Here is a 22,366-nt window from a genome sequence, read left to right on the forward strand (position 1 = left end):
ATTTCACAAGGAACATGGCGTTTGACAGGAATGGAACTTTATTTTAACGATACAACGGACCAAATACACTGCAAGCACGATAGTCTGCGCTCTCCGGCTCACTTGTGCCGAATAATCCCCATGCACGCGGACGGAAAATTTCCGTTTCAGGGACATTATGCATATTGACCGGTATGCGAAGCATGGAAGCGAGTGTAATCAGATCCGCACCGATGTGTCCATACGAGATGGAGCCATGGTTGGCGCCCCATTGATTCATGACTTCGTATACGGAAGTAAACGCTCCCGATCCAGTTAAAACAGGTGCAAACCAGGTGGATGGCCATGTTGGATCTGTCCGCTGATCCAGCGTATCATGCACATCTTCAGGCAGATCGACCGTATAACCCTGAGCGATTTGCAGCACCGGACCCAGTCCTTTGACCAGATTCAGACGTGTCATCGTTACAGGCATGCCGCCTTTGGTCAGGAAATCCGCTGAATAGCCGCCCCCACGGAAATACTCTACGGATGCCGGTCTCCACGATGTTGCTTTCAGGCAGTCCTGAACTTCCTCATCTGTAATTTCCCAGAATGGCTTAAGTACAGGCTTGCCATCTCTGGACTGTTGTCCAGTGCCATCCAAGGCTGCGGAACCAGAGTTAATCAGATGCAAAATGCCACCCTTCGCATTTCCTTCCAACTGATGTCCCGTCACACGCTTTACCGAATCCGGACTCCAATATGTCCGCACATCAGCGAAGATCTGAGCCGTATGCGTGAGCAACGAACCAAACAACATGGACACGCCATTCAGGCTATCATTCTCCGTTGCAACCAGATAAGGCGCACGTTTGCCGTTCCAGTCAAAGGAAGAATTCAATATCGATTCGAGAAAATCTCCGTTCGGAGAATGATCCGTCCACTGTCGTTGCCCCTGGAAGCCGGATACAATCGCGTGGTGACCCATCGATTCCTCTGTAAAACCAAGCTCCGCCAATCTTGGATTGCCCGCCATCAAGTCGCGCACAATTTGGGTCATTTTCACAACGGTTTCCCATTCGTACTCTTTGCGTTTGCGATCCGTTTGTAGATGGGAAGCGTTGTTGTCCGGGCCTTCGCTACAGTTCTCCTTCACCCAGGCCAGTGCGAGCTTATACTCCTCAGGGTCGTAGATTTCTTCTTCGATACGGCGAGTGAGTTCACTCATATCCACGTATTCGTTGCGCATGCCCAGATACTCCTGGAAAAATGAATCGTTCACAATCGAACCTGCAATCCCCATGGATACTGATCCAATGGACAGATAAGCTTGCCCTTTCAAGGTAGCGGCTGCCAGACCCGCACGGCTGAAACGGAGCAATTTCTCACGCACGTCATCGGGAATCGTAGTATCTCCGCCGTCCTGCACATCCTCTCCATAGATCCCAAAGGCCGGAATCCCCTTCTGTGCATGGGCAGAAAGTACCGCTGCCAGATATACTGCACCCGGACGCTCAGTCCCGTTAAAACCCCAGATAGCTGTTGGAGTGGATGGCGACATATCCATCGTTTCCGTACCATAACACCAGCACGGTGTCACGGTGATCGTTACGCCCACGTTGGAACGGCTGAACAATTCTGACGCTGCGGCCGCCTCGGCCACCCCGCCAATACAGGTCTCAGCCACAACACACTCCACTGCGGACCCGTCAGGATAACGTAGTTCTGCTGCAAGCAACTCGGCAACAGACGTCGCCATCCGCATCGTTTGCTCTTCCAATGACTCCCGAACACCTTTGCGTCTTCCATCAATCGTGGGACGAATACCAATTTTGGGGAAAGCCTGCTTATAACGATAATCCTGATGTGTCATACTAGCGTGTCCTCCTTCAATTCGTTTCATAGAGTTTGGGTTGAATTGAGAAACCTTCTGTCTGATCCATGTGCATTGATTGGAATGAGATAATGACGGAATTACAACCGATACCCGAGTGGCACACAAGACTGCATACACAGATGACCAAGAGCAGTTCGACAATTGAATGCGTTTACATATTTAAAAAAATACCAATAAACCATTTCATTAATCAGCCTTGTATGTAGTTCCTCTCTTCAAGATGATGGAACGTGCATGAGCGAATTTAACGAAATGGTTTATGTAGTAAAGACGTTCAGAACTTATTAGGGTTATCGGTAACCCTAACATAGCACGAGCCTATCTTGCTGTCAATTGGCATTATCCTATAGAATGGTAAGACTATGTTGCGGAAAGGTTAGATTCTAATGATTACCATTTACGATATTGCCAAAAAAGCCAACGTCTCCGCCATGACGGTCTCCAAGGTCATTAATCATACAGGCCGCATAAGTTCCGCGACACGTGAACGTGTGCAACAGGTGATCGACGAACTTGGCTACATCCCGAACTCTAATGCGCGCAGCCTTGTGCTTCAACGAACCCAAATGCTTTCATTGCTCATTACGGATATTACCAACCCTTTTTATACAACCCTGGCCCGTGGTGCTGAAGATGCAGCCCATCTTCGTGGGTACCGTCTTTTATTCGGCAACAGTGACGAGGATTACAATAAGGAAAAGGATTACGTGGATGCGATTCTGTCTACTCGCGTGGATGGTGTACTCTATGCCCCTGCGGGGGATCGTTCTCTTCCTCATCTGAAACAGTTGCAGGAACGCCGCATCCCCTTTGTCTTTCTGGATCGTACCGTACCTGGCATTTCGTCAGATATGATTGCCGGAGATAGCCGGGAAGGCGCAATTGCTCTGATTCGATATCTGGTGCAATTGGGGCATCGGCGCATTGCACTGGTCAATGGTTCTTCAGAGGTTTCTACCGCCAGACTGCGAGAGGAAGGTTATATAGAGGGTTTGCGTGAGGTTGGAGCAGATATTGATCCCGAGCTTGTACTTCGAACCGGGTACCGGGATTTCAACGATGAAGTGGGACTGGATCGACTACTCTCTCAACCGGATCAACCAACAGCCATTTTTGCAGCCAATAACATGCTGGCGATTGGGGTCATCCGGCTTTTGCGCAAACGGGGACTGCGTGTGCCAGAAGACATCTCTGTCGTGTGCTTCGATGATCTGGATCTGGCTTCGGCCTTCGATCCTTTCCTGACCGTAGCTGCACAGCCCGCATATGATTTCGGATTTCAGGGCGTACAGATGCTGATTGATCGGATTGAGGGTAAAGCCCCTTCCGAAGCCCAAACTGTCATTCTACCATCAGAACTGCGCATACGTGCTTCAGCTACTGCTCCACGTGAGCAAAATTAGAGTTTAGCCCAAGAGTTGACTAAATAATATCGTGTAAATGATTAGTCCCACTTATCTGGATTAGGTCCCGTTCAAATTAGAAAAATGTACAACATGAACAGGGTGCACCGGAGATTACGCTCTCGTTGCACCCTGTTTATGTTCATTCGTTAGAATGACCCGTTCATCCTAATCGGTTAGTTCGTCAGGTTCATTCAGTTTCATTTTGGTTCCATCCATGCCGATATTTCTACCGCTCCGACTGTAATGCGAGAGCAACCTCACGAACGAGTCCCGGGAACCAGTCCATCAGAGCTTCGAACGTATACCCCGCTTGTTCTGCCTTGGTCGTCTCCATCGTCCATGATTGCTCAATTCCGAAGGGTGACATGTCCTCTTTTACAGTTTCCGTAAGGACCTGGGACTGCATGCCCGTGACGGTCTCGATCAGATGTATCATGGCTGACAGTGTAATCGCACCCTTGGAAGCTGCATTCACCGGACCGGTAATGGACGAATGTCCAAGCCAGGCGAGAAATCTCGCCGCTTCGGTGGAATTAATAAATCCAATCTCTGCATCCGGATTCGGCATGCCGATCGGTTTTCCTTTTTGCACATGTTCAATATGAAAATGAAGTCTTCTCGTATAATCATCGATCCCGAGTACAATTGGAATACGCATTGCCACAACCGGGAAATCCGCTTCCTGGAAAAATACAGCCTCTGCAAGCCGTTTACCTTCTCCATACGAAAAATCCGCAGCACTCCCATTCTGCAATGGATATGTATATGGGTCGAAATCCGTTTCCTTAAATCCAGGTCTGGGATCACCGTACACTGATAGTGTGGATGTCAGAACGTATCTTTTGGTGCGTCCTGCAAAAGCTTCACATGCTGATTTCGCCGCATCCGGTGAATAGCAGATATTATCGTACACAACATCCCACATGTCTGTCTGCGCAACCTCTGCCAGAGATTCAGGATCTTCACGATCCATCTTGATCCGGTTTACTTCGGGTCCGAAGTCAACATCCGTTTTACCACGAGTTGCGACTGTGATCTGAGACTTCCCTTCCCACAGCAAGTGATCCACCAGACGTTTACCGAAAAAACGTGTACCCCCGAGTATAAGAACTTTATTCATCCAAAAAACCTCCTATCTTGTTCGATTATGTTTAACAATTTGAAGCATGGTGTGAGCGTTCCGTTGAAATTCATATGCTGTTGGTTCTTCGGATACGGTGCACCCACGCTCTTCGAGTATTAATTTTAACGCATCCATATGCTTGTAACGTTTGCCAGACATATCCACTGTTGGAAAAATGCGAACCTCTCGTTTGGTCACACGCAGCAACTCCATTATGGTTGCAACATGAAAATCAACATCCAATCGATCCGCATACGTAAACAGGAAATGGGCGGATAACGTCAGATCGAATTGTTCATCCGCAAAGGGTAGATCCGGGAGCACAGACGCCACATAACGGTCAGGAAACATTCTCATATCTGCGATGCAATCTGTGATGGCACGAGTTCGCTCTTCCTTTAACCCCTGGATTGATCCAAATTGATCCCACACATATATGCTTTGCACCGATTCCATCTGTTTCATCGTATGCTCAATGTCCTGAAATCCCTTTACTTCAAGCTCGTCGATCTCGTATTCGTAGGCAATATCCACGGCGACGGGATCAGCACCCAACTTGCGCGCCTGGCTACTGAACGAACACGCTCCACCTGGACAATCCAGAATAGACTTGCCATTAATCTCGTCCACCGTTAAGTTGAACATCTTCATATATTCCTCGAAGGTTCTTCCTATGAAAACGATCTGTGACAGTTCCAAACCGCCAGAATCATTGGACTGATGATCTTCTCCGCTGTTCTTCTGACGCTCTCTATTGTTGCTATGCTCATCTCTGCTCATCTCGTCTCAGCTTCCTTTCCTGAACTTGAATCAATCGTTAGGGAACACAAGCCCAATCTGCTTCCGAATCTGATCCATGACCTGCATCGTAACATAGGAGCGTTCATATGTGTTCATATCAGATTCCTTTTTGCCTTCCTGAACCAGATTCACGAACTCCTCCACTTCATAATACATCGCCGGATGGGTTTGTTCGACTGTGAGTTGCTCCACCGTACCGTCATTGTATCGTATCTCTGCATGTTCCGGTGAACCAATCTTGTCAATGATGATGCTGCCCAATTCCCCCATGATTTCGCTTGGTAGATGAGAGTTGGAGATTTTGGAATATGTAACGACCGCATCCATCCCGTCATAATCCAGCAGCACGCTACCATGTCCATCCACGCCAGATTCAAGCATCATCGCTTGGGACTGAACCCGGTTAGGTGCACCGAACAATGTAATCAATGGGTAGAGACAATACACACCGAGATCCATTAACGCCCCATTAGCGAGTTCAGGCTTGAACGCATTCAGGACAATTCCCTCTTTGTACTTGTCGTAACGCGAAGAATACTGAGAGTATCCTGCTACGTATTTGCGGACAGGACCGATTTTATGCAGGCTCTTCTGCACCATTTTGAACTGGGGAACAAGGGTCGATTTCATCGCTTCCATGAGCAGAACCTCGTGTTCACGTGCTGTATCGATCATTCTCCGAACTTCGGCGCTATTCGCAGCGAGAGGTTTCTCACACAATACATGTTTGCCGTTTCTGAGAAAAAGCTCAGCCTGCTCAGCATGAACCGTATTCGGTGTTGCAATGTAGACTGCATCAATCACATCACTTGCCGCCAACTCTTCCAGATCGGTGAAGCGGTGTTCAACATCATATTTATCTGCAAATGCGTTAGCCTTATCTTCAGTTCTTGAATACACGGCGGTCAATTCGAATCCTTCAACCTGTGCTGCGGCTTCCAGAAGCCTTTCCGTAATCCAGTTGGTACCCACTACGCCAAAACGAACCATGCCTACCTACCTCTTTCATCTATAAATTTCATTTGAGTTCTAAACCTGTATACCATCCTGTATATTGTAGCTCATATTTCGTTCAGATTGAAGGAAGGAGCCATATCCCCAGATATTGATATCTTGCTTTTTAAGTTAAAACTTCGTCAATCCCTTCGAATCAAGGGTATAATTAGAGGTGAGGTGATCACCGTGGAAAGTCCAGATCAAGATCGTATACTGCCCAAATCTATAGATGAAAAATACTGGCACGCCATCATCCACAACGATAATTCTTATGATGGAACGTTCTTTTACGGCGTGCAGACAACGGGTATTTTCTGCCGACCTTCCTGTAAGTCCAGAGCACCCAAAGCTGAAAATGTGCTGATATTTCAACATGTTGAAGAAGCATTGGCACGAAAGTTCAGACCCTGCAAACGTTGTAAACCTACAGGCGAGCGGGTACCTGATCAGGAGTGGATATACGGGATCACGGATTACATCGAACATCATTACTCCGAACCTCTAACCTTGGATGTCTTAGCCACTGTAAGTCATGGCAGTCCCTATCATCTGCATCGTGTGTTCAAGCGGATTACAGGCCGCACACCGGTTCAATATATTCAGGATAAACGAATTACCGAAGCCCGGAAATTGCTTGAAAATACAAGACTTAACGTCACCGATATTGCACGCCATGTCGGTATAGCCAACTCAGCTTATTTCATCACTGTATTTCGCAAACACACAGGTCTAACACCTGCACATTACCGCGAAAGGCATGACAACTCATGAAAACCAACCTTTCTTACAAAGTACCCAAAACGTTACTCAACAAAGGAACAGGATTCCTTAATGGGTATACACATACGCTGAATCCTTACACAGGCTGCGCCTTCGGTTGTTCCTATTGTTATGTCAGACAGATGCCTGTCTCCCTCTTTCGCAAAGAGGATTGGGGAAGCTGGGTCGATGTGAAACAAGAGGCCTCCCGAGTGTTCGCCAAAGAGTTACAACGTGCCATGACGAAAGGAAAAGTCACCCTGTTCATGTCATCCAGTACTGACCCTTATCAACCCGCCGAGTACAAGGAGCGTATCACGCGTTCTTTGCTTGAAACGATGGTTCAGTATCCGCCGGATTTCGTCTTGGTTCAGACCCGCAGTCCACTGGTTACACGGGATATAGATCTGCTCCAGCAGTTAGGTGACCGGGTTCGGGTAAGCATGACCGTAGAGACGGACCTGGACGATATGCGCAAGCATTTCAGTCCTTCTGCTCCCCCGATTGCCGGTCGATTACGTGCACTTGAACAGTTGCGGGATGCCGGAATACCTACACAGGTTGCGATTGCTCCCGTGTTACCCAGCAGTGATCAATTTGCTGCCGTCTTACGGCCTCTGGTACAGCGTGTATGCATTGACGATTATTTCATGGGCGATGGCAGTGAGGGCAAACGCACCCGTCGACTCGGCATGGAGTCGCTCTATCAGCAAGTGGGGATGGAGCACTGGTATCAACCGGATGCATATCAGATTGTCGTTCAGCGGATGAGAGACTTTTTTGCCGAGGATGAGATCTGGATCAGTCAGGCGGGATTTGAGCCTTAAATGGCTATATAAGTTGAACTAAAGAATATTTACACTGGACACTCCGATGACAGAACAACCTTCCGATCGCTGTTATCCCCAGATTTTTTTGATTTAATAAAAAAACAGCCCCTTTCCTTGTTTGAAGGAAAAGGGGCTATTTATCATGACATAAACAATAATGGCTATCTTACTTATCCAATGTATACAATGGCAGATCCACCGGCAATGCAGCCGGGCGCTGACACGTGCTTTTCATCTGGTAGAATGTCTGTTCATCTGATGAATCGTGGAATGCCCACATGGCCTCAAGAACGTGGTATGCCAGCTCCCCACTCGCCCGGTGTGCACGTCCGCTATGGGCTGCATAGGCCATATCTGCTACACCGATGCCGCGTGTATTCTCCTGATACCCTGGGAGAAGCGGAACCTCCGTCCATTCCTGTTCACCCAGCAAGCGGTAACGAACTGGACCGCCGAAGGTGTTGGGATCAGGTACCTGCAATGTGCCGTGCGTGCCATATATCTCAATCGGCGGCAATGCACTTCCGCCAAATACGTCAAAGCTCGTAATCAGTGTGCCAATGGCTCCCTGTTCAAACTGTAACAGACCGGTAACGTGAGTTGGAATTTCAACGGAAACCGTCTGGCCTCTCTTTTTCTCACTCGTAATCGTCCGCTCTTCCATGGCCTTACCTGTCATGCCTGCAATCGACTTAATCGGTCCCATTAGTTGGACCAATGCGGTGAGATAGTATGGACCCATGTCAAACATTGGCCCACCGCCTGACGCGTAATAAAACTCCGGATCGGGATGCCAGTGCTCATGACCACGACTCATCATAAATGCGGTCGCCGCTACCGGCTTGCCGATCACTCCCTCCTCCACCAATTGAAGCGAAGTCTGGATGCCTGAACCGAAGAACGTTTCTGGTGCACAACCCACGAGCAATCCTTTACGCTTTGCTGTTTCGAGCACGGCCTGACCTTCCTCACGGGTAACTGCGAGCGGTTTTTCCACATAGACATGTTTGCCTGATTCGAGCGCCCGCAAGCATACATCCGCATGAACGGAAGGAATCGTCAGGTTAATGATCAGCTCAATCTCGGGATCAGCCAAGATTTCGTCGACGCTGTATACGTTTGGCACATTATAGGCAGCAGCCTGCTCCTCGGCACGTTTCCGGTCAAGATCCGCAACAGCAACAAGCTCCAGCACCTCGAACCGGTGACAGTTTTCCATATATATTCCGCTGATTTTACCGCAGCCAATAATGCCTACTTTCATTGTTTTCATGCCTGGGGCTCCCTTCGCCGTGGATCAGAAATGGTTTATCCATTGAGGATGAATTGTTGAGACTGACTTTACGTGTGCTATCAAACTACAATCTCATTAGTTCTGGTTGTCCGCCATACCTGTGTATACTTCATTCACTGCACCCGCTCGGGACTTCGCAAGCTCTTTGCCTGCTGCCGTCCATTTGAAACCACTGCGCATCATTTCAGTCACGGGTTTCATGTCTACAATGTCTGCATGATGTCCCAGTGAGTTGTAAAACACCCGTCCTGCGCCCCAGCGTTTCGTCCAAACAACCGGCATATCTACCGGTCCATTTGCTGCATGCGGACCAGTCACCACTGGAAAACGAGTCGTTGCCAGCACTTCCACTGCCGGGTCTACGTGCAGGTAGTACTGTTCACTTTTCACCTGAAAATCTTCAATATGATCCAATAACGGGCTAGAGCCGCGCTTCATGTTCACCATATACTCCACGCCATCGTTACCTGGATGGGCAACCCATTGTCCACCCGTCATAAACTGCCAGTCCACGTTATTTCGGAAGGCATCACACATGCCGCCATGAAGACCAGCCAGGCCCACACCGCTCTGAACTGCCGCTGATACGTTATTGACCAGCTCCTGCTCAATCTGCCCCATCGTCCACAATGGTACGATTAGATCCAGACCCAGCAGCTTCTCTGCATCCGCATAAGACTCCAACGTATTCGAGACTTCAACCTCAAACTGCTCTTCCTTCAAAATACGTTCAAAAATCGCTGCTACCTGCTCCGGTTCATGTCCGTCCCAGCCGCCCCATACGATCAGTGCTTTGCTCATCGTTTATTCACTCGCTTTCGCCTAGTTTAGTTGTGTTCAACCTCATCCTGACTTCGCTGTCTTGCTTGCTCACATCTCTTCAAGCGTCACCCAACGCCGCTCTGTCACCGAACGTTCTACCGCTTCCAGTACAGCCTGACAAGCGACCCCATCATAGAAACTCGGTGATGGTTGGCGTCCTTCAGAAATTGCTGTCACCAGCTCCAGCATTTCATGGGTGAACGTGTGCTCGAAACCAATCGTATGTCCGGCAGGCCACCAAGCTTCGGCATATTTGTGTGCAGGATCGGTCGCCAGTACACGGCGGAATCCCTGTACGTCCTCTTCATCTTTTGTAAAGTAAACTTCGAGTTCGTTCATCCGTTCAAAATCAAATCGTACACTGCCAAGACTACCGTTAATCTCAAACGAGTTCGTACTGCGATGCCCCGCCGCAAAGCGTGTAGCCTCGAAGCTGCCCAGCGCACCTCCTGCGAATCGTGCCAGGAATAGCGTAGCGTCGTCGACGGTTACTTCCCCTTTGGGTGCATCTGCATTCGAACTGCCTTTTGCACTCAGCCCAGTCATTTCGGCTGCAAGTGGTCGATCTTTGATGAAGGTTTCGCTCATACCGATGACTTCCTGGAACTCACCAACGAGGAAACGCGCCAAGTCGATTAAATGCGCACCCAGATCCCCGTGGGAACCGGAGCCAGCCACTTCTTTTTGCAAACGCCATACCAATGGGAACGAAGGGTCCATGATCCAGTCCTGAAGGAAAAACGCACGGAAATGATATATCTTACCGAGTCGTCCGCTCTCCACCAGATCTTTGGCTAACTGCACTGCTGGTGAGAAACGATAGTTGAACCCCACCATATGGGCGACACCAGCATCCTCTGCTGCCTGAAGCATCTCACGCGAATCCGCGAGGGACAGGGCCAGAGGCTTCTCACAAAACAAATGCTTGCCCTGACGAGCCGCTTCCAACGCAATTTCCTTATGAGCATCACTTGGCGCGTTAATATCAATTAGATCGATATCATCCCGCTTCACCAATTCGCGCCAATCCGTTACACTTTCGGACCAACCGAACTGGCTCGCTGCCTCCTGCACTCCCTGCTCGTTACGTCCACAGATCACAGACATCTCAGGCTGTAACGGAGCTGACGTGAAAAACATCGGGAGACTGCGATAGGCGTTACTGTGGGCCTTCCCCATAAACTTGTATCCAACCATTCCGACACGAAGACGATTTGACATGGTCATTTCCTCCTTTGGAATAATAAAAAGTCTTTCAATATGTGTACCAATAAATTATTGACGGATAGAAGAAGCACGGATGATCAGTTCGGTAGGCAACAACGCTCTAGCTGATTCGGTTACCGCTACAACCGGGTTATTTGCTTCAGGTGTTCCACCTACTGACCCATGCATAAGCTTCGATACTGCAAGTTCACCCATTTCAAAAAATGGAACCCTGACGCTGCTCAGCGGCGGAACTGCCATCTCGGCGGCATCGGAGTCGTCATACCCCACGAATGCCGGAAAATCCGCAGGCCCTATTCCCCGCTCACGCAAACCATGCATGACCCCAATAGCCATTCGATCATTGGCCGCAAATACAGCGTCGATTTCATGGAGCCGATCTGCTATAATTGCCGCGGCTGCAATGCCGCTTCGTCTGCTGTAATTCCCCTCAAGCAATAGGCTCGGGTCCACCTCCATACCCGCTTCTTGCAGGCCCAGACGGACACCTTCCATTCGCTCCTGGCTGTTGGAATAGCTATCCGGACCATTGAGAAAAGCAATTTGGCGATACCCCTGATCCGTAAGATGACGTATTGCAAGCCTGCTTCCTTCCACATGATCCGCATCCACTTCCGTGAACGATTGGCCCACAAAGTGCTGATTCATCACACAGAATGGATGTCCTTCCTGTTGAAGCTGCTGCATGGCCGCCAGTTCTTCATGATCATCTCTGGCGCCAAGGATGATGCAGGCATCTACTTTCTGACGCCGGAACAGATCCGTATAATTCATCACCTCACCCGGTGTCCGGAACATAACCAGCAGGTCCATGCCATTGTCTCTGGCTTTGCTTCCAATTCCACTCAGCATTTCCGAGAAAAAATACGCCGAGAACAGATGCGCCTTCGGAACATAAGGCAATACCACACCAAGGTTCCCGCTTTTACTTCTGGCAAAACTGCGAGCAAGAGCGCTGGGCACATAGCCTAACTGTTCGGAAGCTTCAAGGACCTTGCGGCGCGTCTCTTCTTTAATAGGACCTACCCCATTAAGCACCCGGGATACCGTTGCCTCAGAAACCCCTGCAAGATCAGCCACTTCTCTACGAGATGCCATTAACTTCACCCCCTTATAGCTCATCAATAAATCATATAATAATTAAAAATCAATATTTATGTACGCGCGTACATTTTCTCATGCCATGTAACCGTTGTCAATGCTTTTAACACAAAAAAGATGAGGAATGGACTCAACCCATTCCCCATCCTTTCAGCAACTACTGAAGACCAATCACAACGTCGTTGTTACGCCATGATCAACGGAAGATTGACTAAACTCAGCCTGTTCCAACGTTTTCACATGACTCGGAATGCGATCCGAAGGTTCTGGCGTGGATTGCAGCTGTCTTACTTTGTGCAGCACTTCTTTGTTCGGCAGGAAGTGCTGGGAACGAATAAACCGAATTGTTTTGGTTTTGGCACGCATAACAATCGAATCGGTCTCGGCCCGATCATCCGCAAGATACCGTACCCCTCCCAGAATCTCACCTGGCGTCACACCTGTTGCGGCAAAAATGACATCCTCCGTTCCGATCATATCCTGCATCGTTAACACTTTGTAAGGATTATCGATCCCCATCTGCAGGCAGCGCTGGAATTCGTCCGCGTTGGCAGGCATCAGGCGACCTTGAATCTCGCCCCCTAGGCAGGACAGGGCAGCTGCCGCCAGCACACCTTCCGGCGCTCCTCCAGACCCCACATACAGATCAATGCCCGCCTCCGGGAAGGCTGGTGCCATCGCACCCGCAACATCGCCGTCACTGAGGAACTTGATCCGTACGCCAACCTTACGCAGCGTCTTGATTGTGCTCTCATGTCGCACACGATCCAGAATCATCACAGTCAGATCCGAGATGTTTTTGTTCAATGCAGTAGCTGCTTTCTCCAGGGTGACTTCAACCGGGTCTTCAATGCTGACCTTGCCTACAAGCGCAGGACCTACCGCCAGTTTCTCCATATACATGTCCGGTGCGTGGAGCAGGTTACCTTTTCCCGCCACTGCAATAACCGATAGAGCGTTGTTCAGTCCTTTGGCCACGATTTCTGTACCTTCGAGCGGGTCTACAGCCACGTCAACCTCAGGGCCCTCAGCGTTGCCCACTTCCTCGCCGATGTACAACATGGGTGCTTCATCCATTTCTCCTTCACCGATTACCACCGTGCCGCGAATGGACACGGAATCGAACATGGCGCGCATGGCCAAAGTAGCCGCTTCATCTGCACTGTTCTTATCGCCTCGTCCCATCCAGGGTGCTGAAGCTAACGCAGCCAATTCTGTTACTCTGACAATTTCCAACGCCAGTTCGCGTTCCATTTTTCCCACTTCCTTTCCAATTTCCAAAAGCATAACGTGAAAGCGGTACTAAATCCATCGCAAATCCATATGAAATTGATCTATAATCGGCGTAGGAGCGCCTTTTCGGCAATTAATTCCTTATTTATCCAATTCAAATTTTAATTGATTTCACTTCTTTTTCGGCTGGATTTAACATTCCAATCCGTCCATTGTTTCACCTTAAATGTTAATATAAATTCCTATTTAAAATATAAAAATCCATATTATTCAACATGATGAATTTGGACACCCATTTCATGCGCAATAAGTTCTTTTAACATAAGGTATATACAGCTTTTAAGGTGATTATTAAGAAAGAAACCATCTCAGACTGACTACGAGCGAAAACGATTTTCGGTTAGCTCTACAAACGCAAAAATGAACTAATAAATTGTAACGGTAATCCTTGAAATCAACCTAGTCCTATCATCGTTATCCGGAAAAATTTTGATGGCCTTTATGTATTAATCAGGACTTTAACTTTTACAAATGCCATAGATGTAGCTTATGATGGTCATCGAAAATAATAAGTTTACATAATATTTATTATGTTAATTTTTTTCTTCAATTTCTCCATTTTATGATTCATCGATTCTGGCAAAAGATAAAAAAGCCTGAAAGAATTCTGCATTCAGCATATTTCATCCCAGGCTTTTCCCTACATAAACCGTCACAGTATCGTTTTGGTCATTATAAAATCAATCTGTTCCTCATCTCCCATAACAAAGGCATGGGCTCCGGTCTGAACAAATCCCATGTTTTCGTAAAATGCGATGGCATTTTCATTTTTCTCCCACACGCCTAACCAAATATTCCTCTTCTGATGTTCAGTTGCCATTTCTATGGCTTTATGGAGCAGCACCTTACCCAGCCCATGTTTTTGGAACTCTTTCTTAATGTACACCCGCTCGATCTCAAGGGATCCCTCCCCCATCTTCTCAGATTGAGCATCATTGATATTCACCTTCATGTACCCTGCCACTTTATGGTTGACGTAAATAAAAAGAAATTGTGAATCCGCAATGGATAGCTCACTCTCTAATCGTTCCCGATTAAACGCCTTTTCCAGATAAGCCTTCATATTTTCGGGTGAATTTTGCGCTTTAAACGTTTCATTAAACGTCTCATAACTAATCTTCTGCAGTTCACACACCTGTTCAACGGTACATATCTCTATACGTATCGTCATCTATCATCACATTCCTTTAGCAAGTTAATTATTTATTGCAAATGCAATAAAAAAGGATTACATTGAATCTAACTTAATTTTGTTGTATTTGCAACATAATATAGAAGATGAGGTTGAATGAATTGAAATATGTACTTTTTGTCGCAGGTATTCTAATCTTAACGCTTGGCATTTCGCTTACCATTCAATCTGAACTGGGTACCTCACCATTTGACGCACTTCTGGTAGGGCTTTCCCATCAGGTAGGGCTCAGTGTAGGAAGCTGGGAAGTCATCATTGCTTTCCTGTTAATAGGATGCAATGCGCTTTTGAAGCAGCAAAAACCCGAGTTTCTGGGGCTCGTCACCGCATTTATTACAGGTGTTGGGATTGATATGTGGCTTTATGTATCTGAATCCTTGATTACGCCCGAAGTTTGGTACAGCAAATTAATGACTTTTGTCATTGGTCTAGTAATCATAAGTATCGGCACCGCAATCTATTTACAGACCAATTTCGCACCCATTCCGATTGACCGCTTAACCTTAATCCTGCATGAACTCACTCGAACTCCATTATTTATATCGAGAACATTGATTTACTTTGTATTTTTGATACTGGCGTTTCTGCTCAGTGGACCGATCGGGCTTGGAACATTGCTAACCGTATGTTGTGCAGGTCTGCTCCTTCAGTTCATCATGGGGCATACGAAAAAGATACTAGATCGCATATTAACAGACAGAGATACATCATCACATACTGAACGTGAAAAAGAACGTTCCGTCTAACGAGTGTACCTCCGACTACACAATAAAAGGCTGAATCAGAGGTCTAACCCCTGATCCAGCCCGTGAAACACGCTTCTTCCTTACGGCTCAATTCCCCATACCAACTGACCATTCACATACCCAGTAATCTTATCATGGTTTGCGAACTGACTACCGGATGCCTTGAACGAGTAATCGTTAGTCTGAGTATAATTCGTCCAATTGTTCTTGGAGAAGCGAGCTTGAACCTCTGCGCTCTGACCTGCATTCAGTGATCCCGCCGCACTTGTAAAGCCCACTTCAAGATAATGATCCGCTCCGGCAACTGGAGTCGCCAGTTTAACGAAATTGCTCGTTACATTCGCACTACCCATACTGGCCCAGTCGGACCAGAAACTCTGAGCTTCTTCCCCATCGATCGTATAGTAATACCGGAGTTTTACATCACTCAACGAGATGGCCGAATTACCAGAGTTGACCACTTTGAATTTGGGTGAGATTCCGTTGGTGGATGCACTTGTATTGCCGTTAAAAGCTTGAATCGTCAAATCCCCTGCTGGCACAGTAACCGTGCTATCTACTACGTTCACCGTAAGCACAGCGTTATTTCCTCCATTGAAGTGAAAGGTCAATACGTTCTGACCCAAGGGCAGCGTAGCGAGATAGGATTTGTTCAGAACAACAGCAGAGCTGGATGCTGTATAATTCTGACCCGATACAAGCGTAGCATTCCCCTTCGTGATACTTGTAAGCTGGCGGCCATTTAAGGTGAGAGATACGCTAATATCCTGCTCCAGATTCGTCGCTTTATCAAATGTTGCATTCACAGGAGAAATCGAAGCATTCGTACTCGGTGTTGAATCCACAATTTTCACTTTTAACACCGGGTCCTGACCTTGATTAAAATCCAGAACAATCGAATGCTCGCCAACTGGCAGTGTTGCCAAGTAAGCTTTTTTCAGCAGCAATGTGTTTCCGTTCAAGGTATAGTCCGTATTTGCGGTCAACACATTGTTTCCTGCCCGAAGAGCAGTCAGCGTATTACCATTTGCATTCACAGTTACGGCTTTGTCACTTTGATTGGGTGTGTATTTGTCAAATTCAACGTTTGCAGGGGTAATGGATGCGCTGGGGTTGGGATTGTTAACCTTTAAATTTGGCAGCTCATCCAATGTAATGACATAATCGCTTTGATAAAGCGTTTTCAACGTTGCCGGGTAGTTAAATGCAGAACTCATCAGATGCTCGCCATACCAAGGGCAGAAGTACAGCCATCCTGATTTCTCCTCTGTCAGATTTTTCACGCTTGGAATCGTGTCGTTCTCCGTCATCGCTACCATTTTTGTACCACCTGTCAATTCAACAAGCTTATAGAAAATCGAGGTAATGGCATCCTCATTGGGCACGCCGGACAAACCGTCATAACGGTTGTAGATCGTATTGTATTTATCATACCCGACAAGATCTACCTGATCATCGCCCGGGTACCAAGCCGGAGAAGTACTGTATACATAGCTGTTGTAGGTCCAAATCAGATTATGCAAGCCATACGTTTCGGTCAGTTCCGTATATAGCAGATCCCATAGCTCTTTGTACACTTCTGCGCCTGCCGAAGCCCACCAGAACCATGCGCCTTCCCCGTTCAGCCCGCCGTTGCCTTCTGCTTCATGATACGGACGGAACAGCACCGGCACATCGTTATCTTGCAAAATCAGCAATTGCTCTGCCAGATCCTCGATGGTCATCATCACGTATTGATACTCTTTCGTACCGGGAATTACCGCATTGGCTGTATTAAAATTTGTTTCTGTTGGCTTGTAGGTAGCTTCTTTCCAATCGACAAAGTCCCCGAGCTCATACGTATTAAAATTACGAGGCACATTGATATGCCAGGAAGCTGTTGCAATACCTTCACGGTTATTCACCCAATCAATCATGCGATCGGTTGTACCGTCCTCCCAACCATACAATGGATTATAGTTCATCAAATCAAAGCCACGGATTGCCGGATACTTTCCGGTAAGATCATGAATCCACTCGAATTCAAGCTCCGTATCTCCGTCATTTCCGCCTCCATAGATCTCTTGCTGACCAGAAATGATGTTGTTCCCGTAGACCTCTGTTAAATAATTCATCAAAATTTGAGTTTCCGGTGTAGCTTCTGGATCAGTCAGAACTGGCTGCACATTCAGGGGATCCAGATCCGCATGATCCACTGTGAACGTGTCAAAATAAGCGAAGCCCCAACCCGCCTTTAGCTCGATCGTGTTGGCACCCTGATTCAGCTTATGGAAGCCAAAATCGAAGTCCGACCACGTTGTCGTGTAAGGCAGCATGTACGCCCCCTTGGTAACACCATTCACATTTAAATTTTGAGACCTTCCGTCAGCACTGAGCTCCTGCATATATCGTGTGGAGATCGCGTACATACCGGTTTCCGGGACAGTAACAGTGAAGGTTAATGTACCCGAGTTCTGCATCCAGACAAATCCGGCCCCTGAGAATCCGGGTTTGGGTTGTCCATAGATTGAAGTGACCACTTGAAGATCCGGGGTGAGCTGCGCATTTTCGCTTTCGATGGTGAACAGCGGTGTGTCTGCATGAACGGGCGCTGTCATTAATCCAAGAAGTAGGGCCAATGCCAGCATCATTGCGGTTGCCTTTTTGAGCAAATTTTTCATCAATTCCATCTTCCTTCCCAAGTGAAATATGATAATGAAATGTCAATGAACCCATTCATGATGGCGCTTTCATAGTAAACATAGCATGTGCATCAATTTTTGTAAATATATGGTGAATGTAAATGCTTAAACTTCTTTTATACCCGTATTTTGAACATCATACCTCCATTCTCTCATCAGATTTGAAAATTCACGAAAACGGTTCATTCTTTAATCAAATTAGAGTATGAAACCTCATCTCACCTTAGATGTGTAATTGGAAGAAAACCGGATAAACAACAAAAAAAGCATTCCTGTTCGAATGCTTTTTCAAGTACGTTTCTTCAATTGCCCTCGTTTATGTCTTAGGCCTGCGTCCCGGCTCAACTTACGGTTTCCTCGGTAGATGTTTCCGTTAGCGCACAACGTTCCCCTGCTTTGCGTACCGCTCGAATGATGCCCCCGTATCCGGTACATCGGCATAGATTCCCGCACAGTCCTGTTTCTATCTGATCTTGTGAAGGCTCAGGATGTGCATCCAGCAATGCCTTGGTTGAGATCACCATGCCTGGAGTACAGTAGCCGCACTGGAAACCACCTTCCTCCACAAAAGCCTGTTGAATCGGATGCAGAGTGCCTTTCTCTTCGCCGTGCAGACCTTCAATGGTCGTAATCTCACTGCCTTCACATTGATAAGCCATAACAAGACAGGAATTCACAGGCTCACCATCCATCAGAACCATACATGCGCCGCAGCGACCAACTTCGCACGATACTTTGGTACCCGTCAGCTGCAAATGAGTCCGAAGCACATCGACAAGTCGGGTCGTTTGCGCAATCTCCAGATGTTTCTGTTCCCCATTCACAACGGCTGTCCAGTGATTCTCAAGTGGTTTACTCATGATGGACTCACTCCTTCCTGCAAAGGTACATTTAAAGGCCTGACCAGTTGTTCCCTCGGTACAGGAAGACGGTTGACCCATACGCCTGTCGCCTGATGAATTGCCGCTGTAATAGCCGGGGCAAGCGCTACGGAACCAATCTCACCAATGCCTCTCGGGCCAAATGAATCACCTTCGGGCAAGTCTTCAATAGCCTCAACCTCCAGATGGGTATGAATATCCCGAATGGTTGGGATCAGATACGTGTCGAGGTTGGTCGTTAGATAGCGGCTGTCCTGCATGACCGCATCCTCGGTCAACGTAAATCCAAGGGCCATGACACTGCCGCCTTCAATCTGTCCAATGTAGCCCATAGGGTTGATGACCGGCCCTGCCGCCACAACATGACGTGTATCGAGCAACTTGGTTTCCCCGGTTAAGGTATTCACTTCAACCTCTGCCGCAACCGCCGCGTACGTATACAAATAATGTCCGCCTACCACGTTGTCCGGCGTAGTTGGGTAATCAAACTTTGTATCGAAAATCCATTCATCGGCTTCACCCTGCATCGCGAGTTCAGCATACGAGATCACAAAGCCTGATTCTGATTCTACTTCTAAAGTGTCGGCAGGAAGCTGGCCTGTGTGCCATATACCACAAGGTCCTGTTACCAGTTCATCTGTCGGAATGCCCGACATTTCAGACGCGACAGCGAGAACACGGGAACGAAACGGAGTTTGCAACCGCTGTAGAGCCATCCATGCCATCGTTGTTGAACGCGAAGCGGTACTTGACCCACTGTGTGGCACACGGTCCGTGTCTCCAATGATGATACTGAGATCCGATGTACTGCATTGGAACAGATCACATAGCATAATTTCCAGCGTTGCAACGAGCCCCTGACCGAATTCTTCGTAGCTGAACGCCACCTCAATCTTGCCTTCGTTATTCAGGGACAGGCGGCCTCCCGCAGGGTCCGGAATGCCGTAACCCAGCCCTGCACCGTGCATGGCGATGGCTGCTCCGACTCCGCGTTTGATCCACGGCGGCAGAGCAGGATCTGCCGGGGGACTCTGATGTTTTTGCCACAATTCGGAACGATCCAATGCCTCCCATACTTGGGACAGTCCATCCGTAACCAGAATCCGTTGATTCAGCGGTCCGGGATCATTCTTTTCCCTCATATTGCGCCTGCGGAACTCCCAAGGGTCCATGTTCATGATTTCTGCAAGCCGATCCATCTGGCCCTCCATGGCAAAAATCGCCTGGTTTCCGCCAAATCCGCGAAACTCACCTGACAGCCCGTTATTCGTATACACAGACACACCTTCCACATCCACATGAGGAATAGCGTAGGGTCCAAGGCAATGTTCGGTACAGAAGTTCAGCACGGGTGCACCAAGTGTGGCATACGCTCCGGTATCTGCTGTTATACGGACACGATGCGCTTGAATTATGCCTTCTCGACTCATGCCAGTCTGCATTTCAATTTTCATTGGATGCCGTTTCAGCCCTGCACGCACGGATTCTTTACGCGAATTATGCATTTTCACAGGACGTCCGCATCTCAAGGCCAGCAATGCACCATAGGGCTGTACGTTGAGTTCATCTTTTCCACCAAATGAACCACCAATCGGTGAAGACACCACCCGGATATCTTCTTCAGGACAGCCAATAATGCGTGCAAGCTGCATCCGGTCTTTATAGCCATGTTGCGTTGCCGCGTATACATTCAGCCTTCCCTCTTCATCCGGCACAAACAGCCCACCTTCTGTCTCCATGTACGCATGCATCTGGCGAGGTGTATAATACGTCTCTGTTACGATATGATCACATGTGGCAAAGGCTTGCTCGGCATCCCCACGTTTGATCTCCGTGCGATGCAGTACATTGCCTGGACCATGCTCATGCAGCTCTGGTGCGCCGGGAGCCAGTGCAGCATCTGTACTGTTAAGTGGCGTGAGTTCCTCATACACTACCCGAATCGCATCCAGCGCAAGCGCCGCACGTTCCGGGGAATCCGCAGCAACCGCTGCAATGGCGTCCCCAACATAACGTACAATATCCTCGCAGAACACAGGCTGATCCGGGGTCGCAATACCAAAACGATTCAGTCCAGGCACATCTTTGGAGGTCAGAACCGCATAGACACCTTCCAACGCCTCAGCTTCCGTAGTATCTATAGACAATAGACGAGCATGAGGATATTCGCTTCGCAATACCCTGCCATGAATCATGTCAGGTAGCGTCATATCTGTCAGATATTGAAGCTGCCCTGTTACTTTGGGTGCCCCATCTGGCCGCAGGTGCCAGCGTTTCCCGCTCTGTTCCCGATTCAGCAGCATGATCCCTCTCCCCCTTTGTGTGATCCCATTCTTCTATTCGTGAAGTGCCTCCCATAGCCCGGCGCCAAGCATGTTGCCTGCGGTCTGTTTGCGATAATGTTCTGTTGCGAATGCATCGCCATACGTCGTAAATTCGCTAGCTACAGCAGCTGCGAGAGTCGCCGCTTGTATAACAGAAGCTTCGCTACCGAGAAGCTGTTGTTCTGACTCCAAGAGACGCATCGCCATGCCTGAGCCCCCACCTGCCGCAATCGCAATCTTGGTCCAGCGGTTATCCGAGTCAATCTCCCCATATAACGCAACCGTCACCAGCGATGCACTGAACGTCTCCCGTCGACCCAGCTTGCGGTAAAAGGAAACTTCTTGTGCAACAGATCTGTACTCACCTTCCGCATCAAGCATAGAAGACGTTCTAATCGGAATATGAATCGAGATTAAGACGTCCCCTGAATTCCGGCTGCCATCCCGTCCACCCTGAAGCCAGGAAGACACACTGCGGATCTCAATGCCGCTGTCCGTCAACCAGTGCAGCTCCGCATCATATACAAGCAAAGCAGTCAGTGTATCCCCTACTCCGGATACAACATTCCCGCCAATGGTTGCCACATTACGAATGGAAGGAGCAGCAATTGCATTCACCGCTTCCTGCAGGATCGGCAGTTGATGCAGCAACGCTTGTGAGGCAGATTCCTTCAATCGGGTCATAGCTCCAATGACCAGCTCATCTCCACGAATAGATACACCGCTCATTTCAGGAATACGACCCAGACTAATCATGTGTTCAGGCGCTGAAATTAAGCCACCTTCCCACTGGGTTCGCAGCAATGTTCCGCCTGCCGTGAAACAATATATTCCCTTTAGTCTACTTCTCAACGTTAGCAGTTCTTGCAGATTCTCAGGCTGCCATACCGATGGCATGGCTCCAGAACCGTATGCCGGTGTTACCATCGCTGCACCCCCTTTCTCTCTCTTCCATGGGCAGGAAATTCAACCGTTTAATCCAGATAATTCTTCAAATCATATGAGAGTTCAGCAGCAACGTCAATTACCTTC

The 22,366-nt window shown here is 48.2% G+C and carries 18 protein-coding genes; 4 read left to right on the forward strand and 14 right to left on the reverse strand.

Translation table 11 applies throughout. The features are described 5' to 3' along the window. Window positions 1-43 precede the first annotated feature (43 nt). On the reverse strand, window positions 44-1,834 hold the full coding sequence (locus OM416_RS02815; RefSeq protein WP_264926795.1) for an L-fucose isomerase: 1,791 nt from the start codon (window positions 1,832-1,834) through the stop codon (window positions 44-46). Between the two features lie 410 nt (window positions 1,835-2,244). Between OM416_RS02815 and OM416_RS02820 the strand changes: the two genes are divergently transcribed. Continuing rightward, window positions 2,245-3,261 (forward strand): LacI family DNA-binding transcriptional regulator, encoded by a 1,017-nt coding sequence (locus OM416_RS02820; protein WP_264926798.1) that lies wholly within the window; start codon window positions 2,245-2,247, stop codon window positions 3,259-3,261. A gap of 229 nt (window positions 3,262-3,490) precedes the next feature. On the opposite strand, the gene OM416_RS02825 is transcribed toward OM416_RS02820, so the two are convergent. From OM416_RS02825 to OM416_RS02835, 3 genes are read right to left on the reverse strand one after another with little or no spacing between them, the layout of a single operon-like run. Continuing rightward, window positions 3,491-4,384: an NAD-dependent epimerase/dehydratase family protein gene (locus OM416_RS02825; RefSeq protein ID WP_264926801.1), complete on the reverse strand. Its 894-nt coding sequence runs from the start codon at window positions 4,382-4,384 to the stop codon at window positions 3,491-3,493. A gap of 12 nt (window positions 4,385-4,396) precedes the next feature. Beyond that, window positions 4,397-5,167 carry a class I SAM-dependent methyltransferase gene (locus tag OM416_RS02830; protein WP_264926803.1) on the reverse strand — a complete coding sequence of 257 codons (771 nt, stop codon included), beginning with the start codon at window positions 5,165-5,167 and terminating at the stop codon, window positions 4,397-4,399. Between the two features lie 30 nt (window positions 5,168-5,197). Further along, window positions 5,198-6,178 carry a Gfo/Idh/MocA family protein gene (locus tag OM416_RS02835; RefSeq protein WP_264926805.1) on the reverse strand — a complete coding sequence of 327 codons (981 nt, stop codon included), beginning with the start codon at window positions 6,176-6,178 and terminating at the stop codon, window positions 5,198-5,200. 192 nt (window positions 6,179-6,370) lie between these two features. Between OM416_RS02835 and OM416_RS02840 the strand changes: the two genes are divergently transcribed. Together OM416_RS02840 and OM416_RS02845 are read left to right on the forward strand one after the other, a co-directional pair. Continuing rightward, window positions 6,371-6,955, forward strand: a complete 585-nt coding sequence (locus OM416_RS02840) for a bifunctional transcriptional activator/DNA repair enzyme AdaA (protein ID WP_264926807.1) — start codon at window positions 6,371-6,373, stop codon at window positions 6,953-6,955. After that, a complete protein-coding gene (locus OM416_RS02845; RefSeq protein ID WP_264926809.1) occupies window positions 6,952-7,770 on the forward strand; it encodes an SPL family radical SAM protein in 819 nt (272 codons plus the stop codon). Before OM416_RS02840 ends, OM416_RS02845 begins: the two co-directional genes overlap by 4 nt. A 169-nt stretch (window positions 7,771-7,939) precedes the next feature. Here the strand turns inward: OM416_RS02845 and OM416_RS02850 are convergent, their stop codons facing one another. The 6 genes from OM416_RS02850 to OM416_RS02875 all read right to left on the reverse strand — a co-directional run bounded on the left by OM416_RS02850 (window position 7,940) and on the right by OM416_RS02875 (window position 14,681). Then, window positions 7,940-9,046, reverse strand: coding sequence for a Gfo/Idh/MocA family protein (locus tag OM416_RS02850; RefSeq protein WP_264926811.1), 1,107 nt, complete (start codon window positions 9,044-9,046; stop codon window positions 7,940-7,942). Window positions 9,047-9,142: 96 nt separating this feature from the next. Beyond that, window positions 9,143-9,868 carry a ThuA domain-containing protein gene (locus tag OM416_RS02855; RefSeq protein WP_264926813.1) on the reverse strand — a complete coding sequence of 242 codons (726 nt, stop codon included), beginning with the start codon at window positions 9,866-9,868 and terminating at the stop codon, window positions 9,143-9,145. 69 nt (window positions 9,869-9,937) lie between these two features. Further along, entirely contained in the window at window positions 9,938-11,110 is a 1,173-nt protein-coding gene (locus OM416_RS02860) for a Gfo/Idh/MocA family protein (RefSeq protein ID WP_264926815.1), read from the reverse strand. 54 nt (window positions 11,111-11,164) lie between these two features. After that, on the reverse strand, window positions 11,165-12,214 hold the full coding sequence (locus OM416_RS02865; protein ID WP_264926817.1) for a LacI family DNA-binding transcriptional regulator: 1,050 nt from the start codon (window positions 12,212-12,214) through the stop codon (window positions 11,165-11,167). A gap of 174 nt (window positions 12,215-12,388) precedes the next feature. Then, window positions 12,389-13,471 (reverse strand): class II fructose-bisphosphatase, encoded by a 1,083-nt coding sequence (glpX, locus tag OM416_RS02870; RefSeq protein WP_264926819.1) that lies wholly within the window; start codon window positions 13,469-13,471, stop codon window positions 12,389-12,391. 691 nt (window positions 13,472-14,162) lie between these two features. Then, entirely contained in the window at window positions 14,163-14,681 is a 519-nt protein-coding gene (locus OM416_RS02875; RefSeq protein ID WP_264926821.1) for a GNAT family N-acetyltransferase, read from the reverse strand. Window positions 14,682-14,803: 122 nt separating this feature from the next. Between OM416_RS02875 and OM416_RS02880 the strand changes: the two genes are divergently transcribed. Further along, entirely contained in the window at window positions 14,804-15,448 is a 645-nt protein-coding gene (locus tag OM416_RS02880; protein WP_264926823.1) for a YczE/YyaS/YitT family protein, read from the forward strand. 80 nt (window positions 15,449-15,528) lie between these two features. Here OM416_RS02880 and OM416_RS02885 read toward each other — a convergent pair whose 3' ends face one another. From OM416_RS02885 to OM416_RS02900, 4 genes are all read right to left on the reverse strand, one after another. Then, the gene (locus OM416_RS02885; protein ID WP_264926825.1) at window positions 15,529-18,108 is read right to left on the reverse strand and encodes a X2-like carbohydrate binding domain-containing protein; all 2,580 of its coding nucleotides are present in this window, start codon (window positions 18,106-18,108) and stop codon (window positions 15,529-15,531) included. 362 nt (window positions 18,109-18,470) lie between these two features. Continuing rightward, complete coding sequence (locus OM416_RS02890; protein WP_264926827.1) at window positions 18,471-18,989, reverse strand: (2Fe-2S)-binding protein; 519 nt, start codon at window positions 18,987-18,989, stop codon at window positions 18,471-18,473. Beyond that, window positions 18,986-21,313, reverse strand: a complete 2,328-nt coding sequence (pucD, locus tag OM416_RS02895) for a xanthine dehydrogenase subunit D (protein WP_264926829.1) — start codon at window positions 21,311-21,313, stop codon at window positions 18,986-18,988. Before pucD ends, OM416_RS02890 begins: the two co-directional genes overlap by 4 nt. A gap of 33 nt (window positions 21,314-21,346) precedes the next feature. Next, entirely contained in the window at window positions 21,347-22,261 is a 915-nt protein-coding gene (locus OM416_RS02900) for an FAD binding domain-containing protein (RefSeq protein WP_264926830.1), read from the reverse strand. Between the last annotated feature and the right edge of the window lie 105 nt (window positions 22,262-22,366).

Origin of the sequence: Paenibacillus sp. LS1 (assembly GCF_026013365.1) — a bacterium.
Classification (GTDB): Bacteria; Bacillota; Bacilli; order Paenibacillales; family Paenibacillaceae; genus Paenibacillus.

Excerpts from the sequence above, each read along its gene's own strand:
- OM416_RS02865 (WP_264926817.1), bottom strand. The coding sequence starts at position 12,214 with ATGGCATCTCGTAGAGAAGTGGCTGATCTTGCAGGGGTTTCTGAGGCA.
- OM416_RS02860 (WP_264926815.1), bottom strand. The coding sequence starts at position 11,110 with ATGTCAAATCGTCTTCGTGTCGGAATGGTTGGATACAAGTTTATGGGG.
- OM416_RS02830 (WP_264926803.1), bottom strand. The coding sequence starts at position 5,167 with ATGAGCAGAGATGAGCATAGCAACAATAGAGAGCGTCAGAAGAACAGC.
- OM416_RS02855 (WP_264926813.1), bottom strand. The coding sequence starts at position 9,868 with ATGAGCAAAGCACTGATCGTATGGGGCGGCTGGGACGGACATGAACCG.
- pucD (WP_264926829.1), bottom strand. The coding sequence starts at position 21,313 with ATGCTGCTGAATCGGGAACAGAGCGGGAAACGCTGGCACCTGCGGCCA.
- OM416_RS02845 (WP_264926809.1), top strand. The coding sequence starts at position 6,952 with ATGAAAACCAACCTTTCTTACAAAGTACCCAAAACGTTACTCAACAAA.
- OM416_RS02825 (WP_264926801.1), bottom strand. The coding sequence starts at position 4,384 with ATGAATAAAGTTCTTATACTCGGGGGTACACGTTTTTTCGGTAAACGT.
- OM416_RS02885 (WP_264926825.1), bottom strand. The coding sequence starts at position 18,108 with ATGAAAAATTTGCTCAAAAAGGCAACCGCAATGATGCTGGCATTGGCC.
- OM416_RS02850 (WP_264926811.1), bottom strand. The coding sequence starts at position 9,046 with ATGAAAACAATGAAAGTAGGCATTATTGGCTGCGGTAAAATCAGCGGA.
- OM416_RS02835 (WP_264926805.1), bottom strand. The coding sequence starts at position 6,178 with ATGGTTCGTTTTGGCGTAGTGGGTACCAACTGGATTACGGAAAGGCTT.
- OM416_RS02900 (WP_264926830.1), bottom strand. The coding sequence starts at position 22,261 with ATGGTAACACCGGCATACGGTTCTGGAGCCATGCCATCGGTATGGCAG.
- OM416_RS02890 (WP_264926827.1), bottom strand. The coding sequence starts at position 18,989 with ATGAGTAAACCACTTGAGAATCACTGGACAGCCGTTGTGAATGGGGAA.
- OM416_RS02820 (WP_264926798.1), top strand. The coding sequence starts at position 2,245 with ATGATTACCATTTACGATATTGCCAAAAAAGCCAACGTCTCCGCCATG.
- OM416_RS02815 (WP_264926795.1), bottom strand. The coding sequence starts at position 1,834 with ATGACACATCAGGATTATCGTTATAAGCAGGCTTTCCCCAAAATTGGT.
- glpX (WP_264926819.1), bottom strand. The coding sequence starts at position 13,471 with ATGGAACGCGAACTGGCGTTGGAAATTGTCAGAGTAACAGAATTGGCT.
- OM416_RS02875 (WP_264926821.1), bottom strand. The coding sequence starts at position 14,681 with ATGACGATACGTATAGAGATATGTACCGTTGAACAGGTGTGTGAACTG.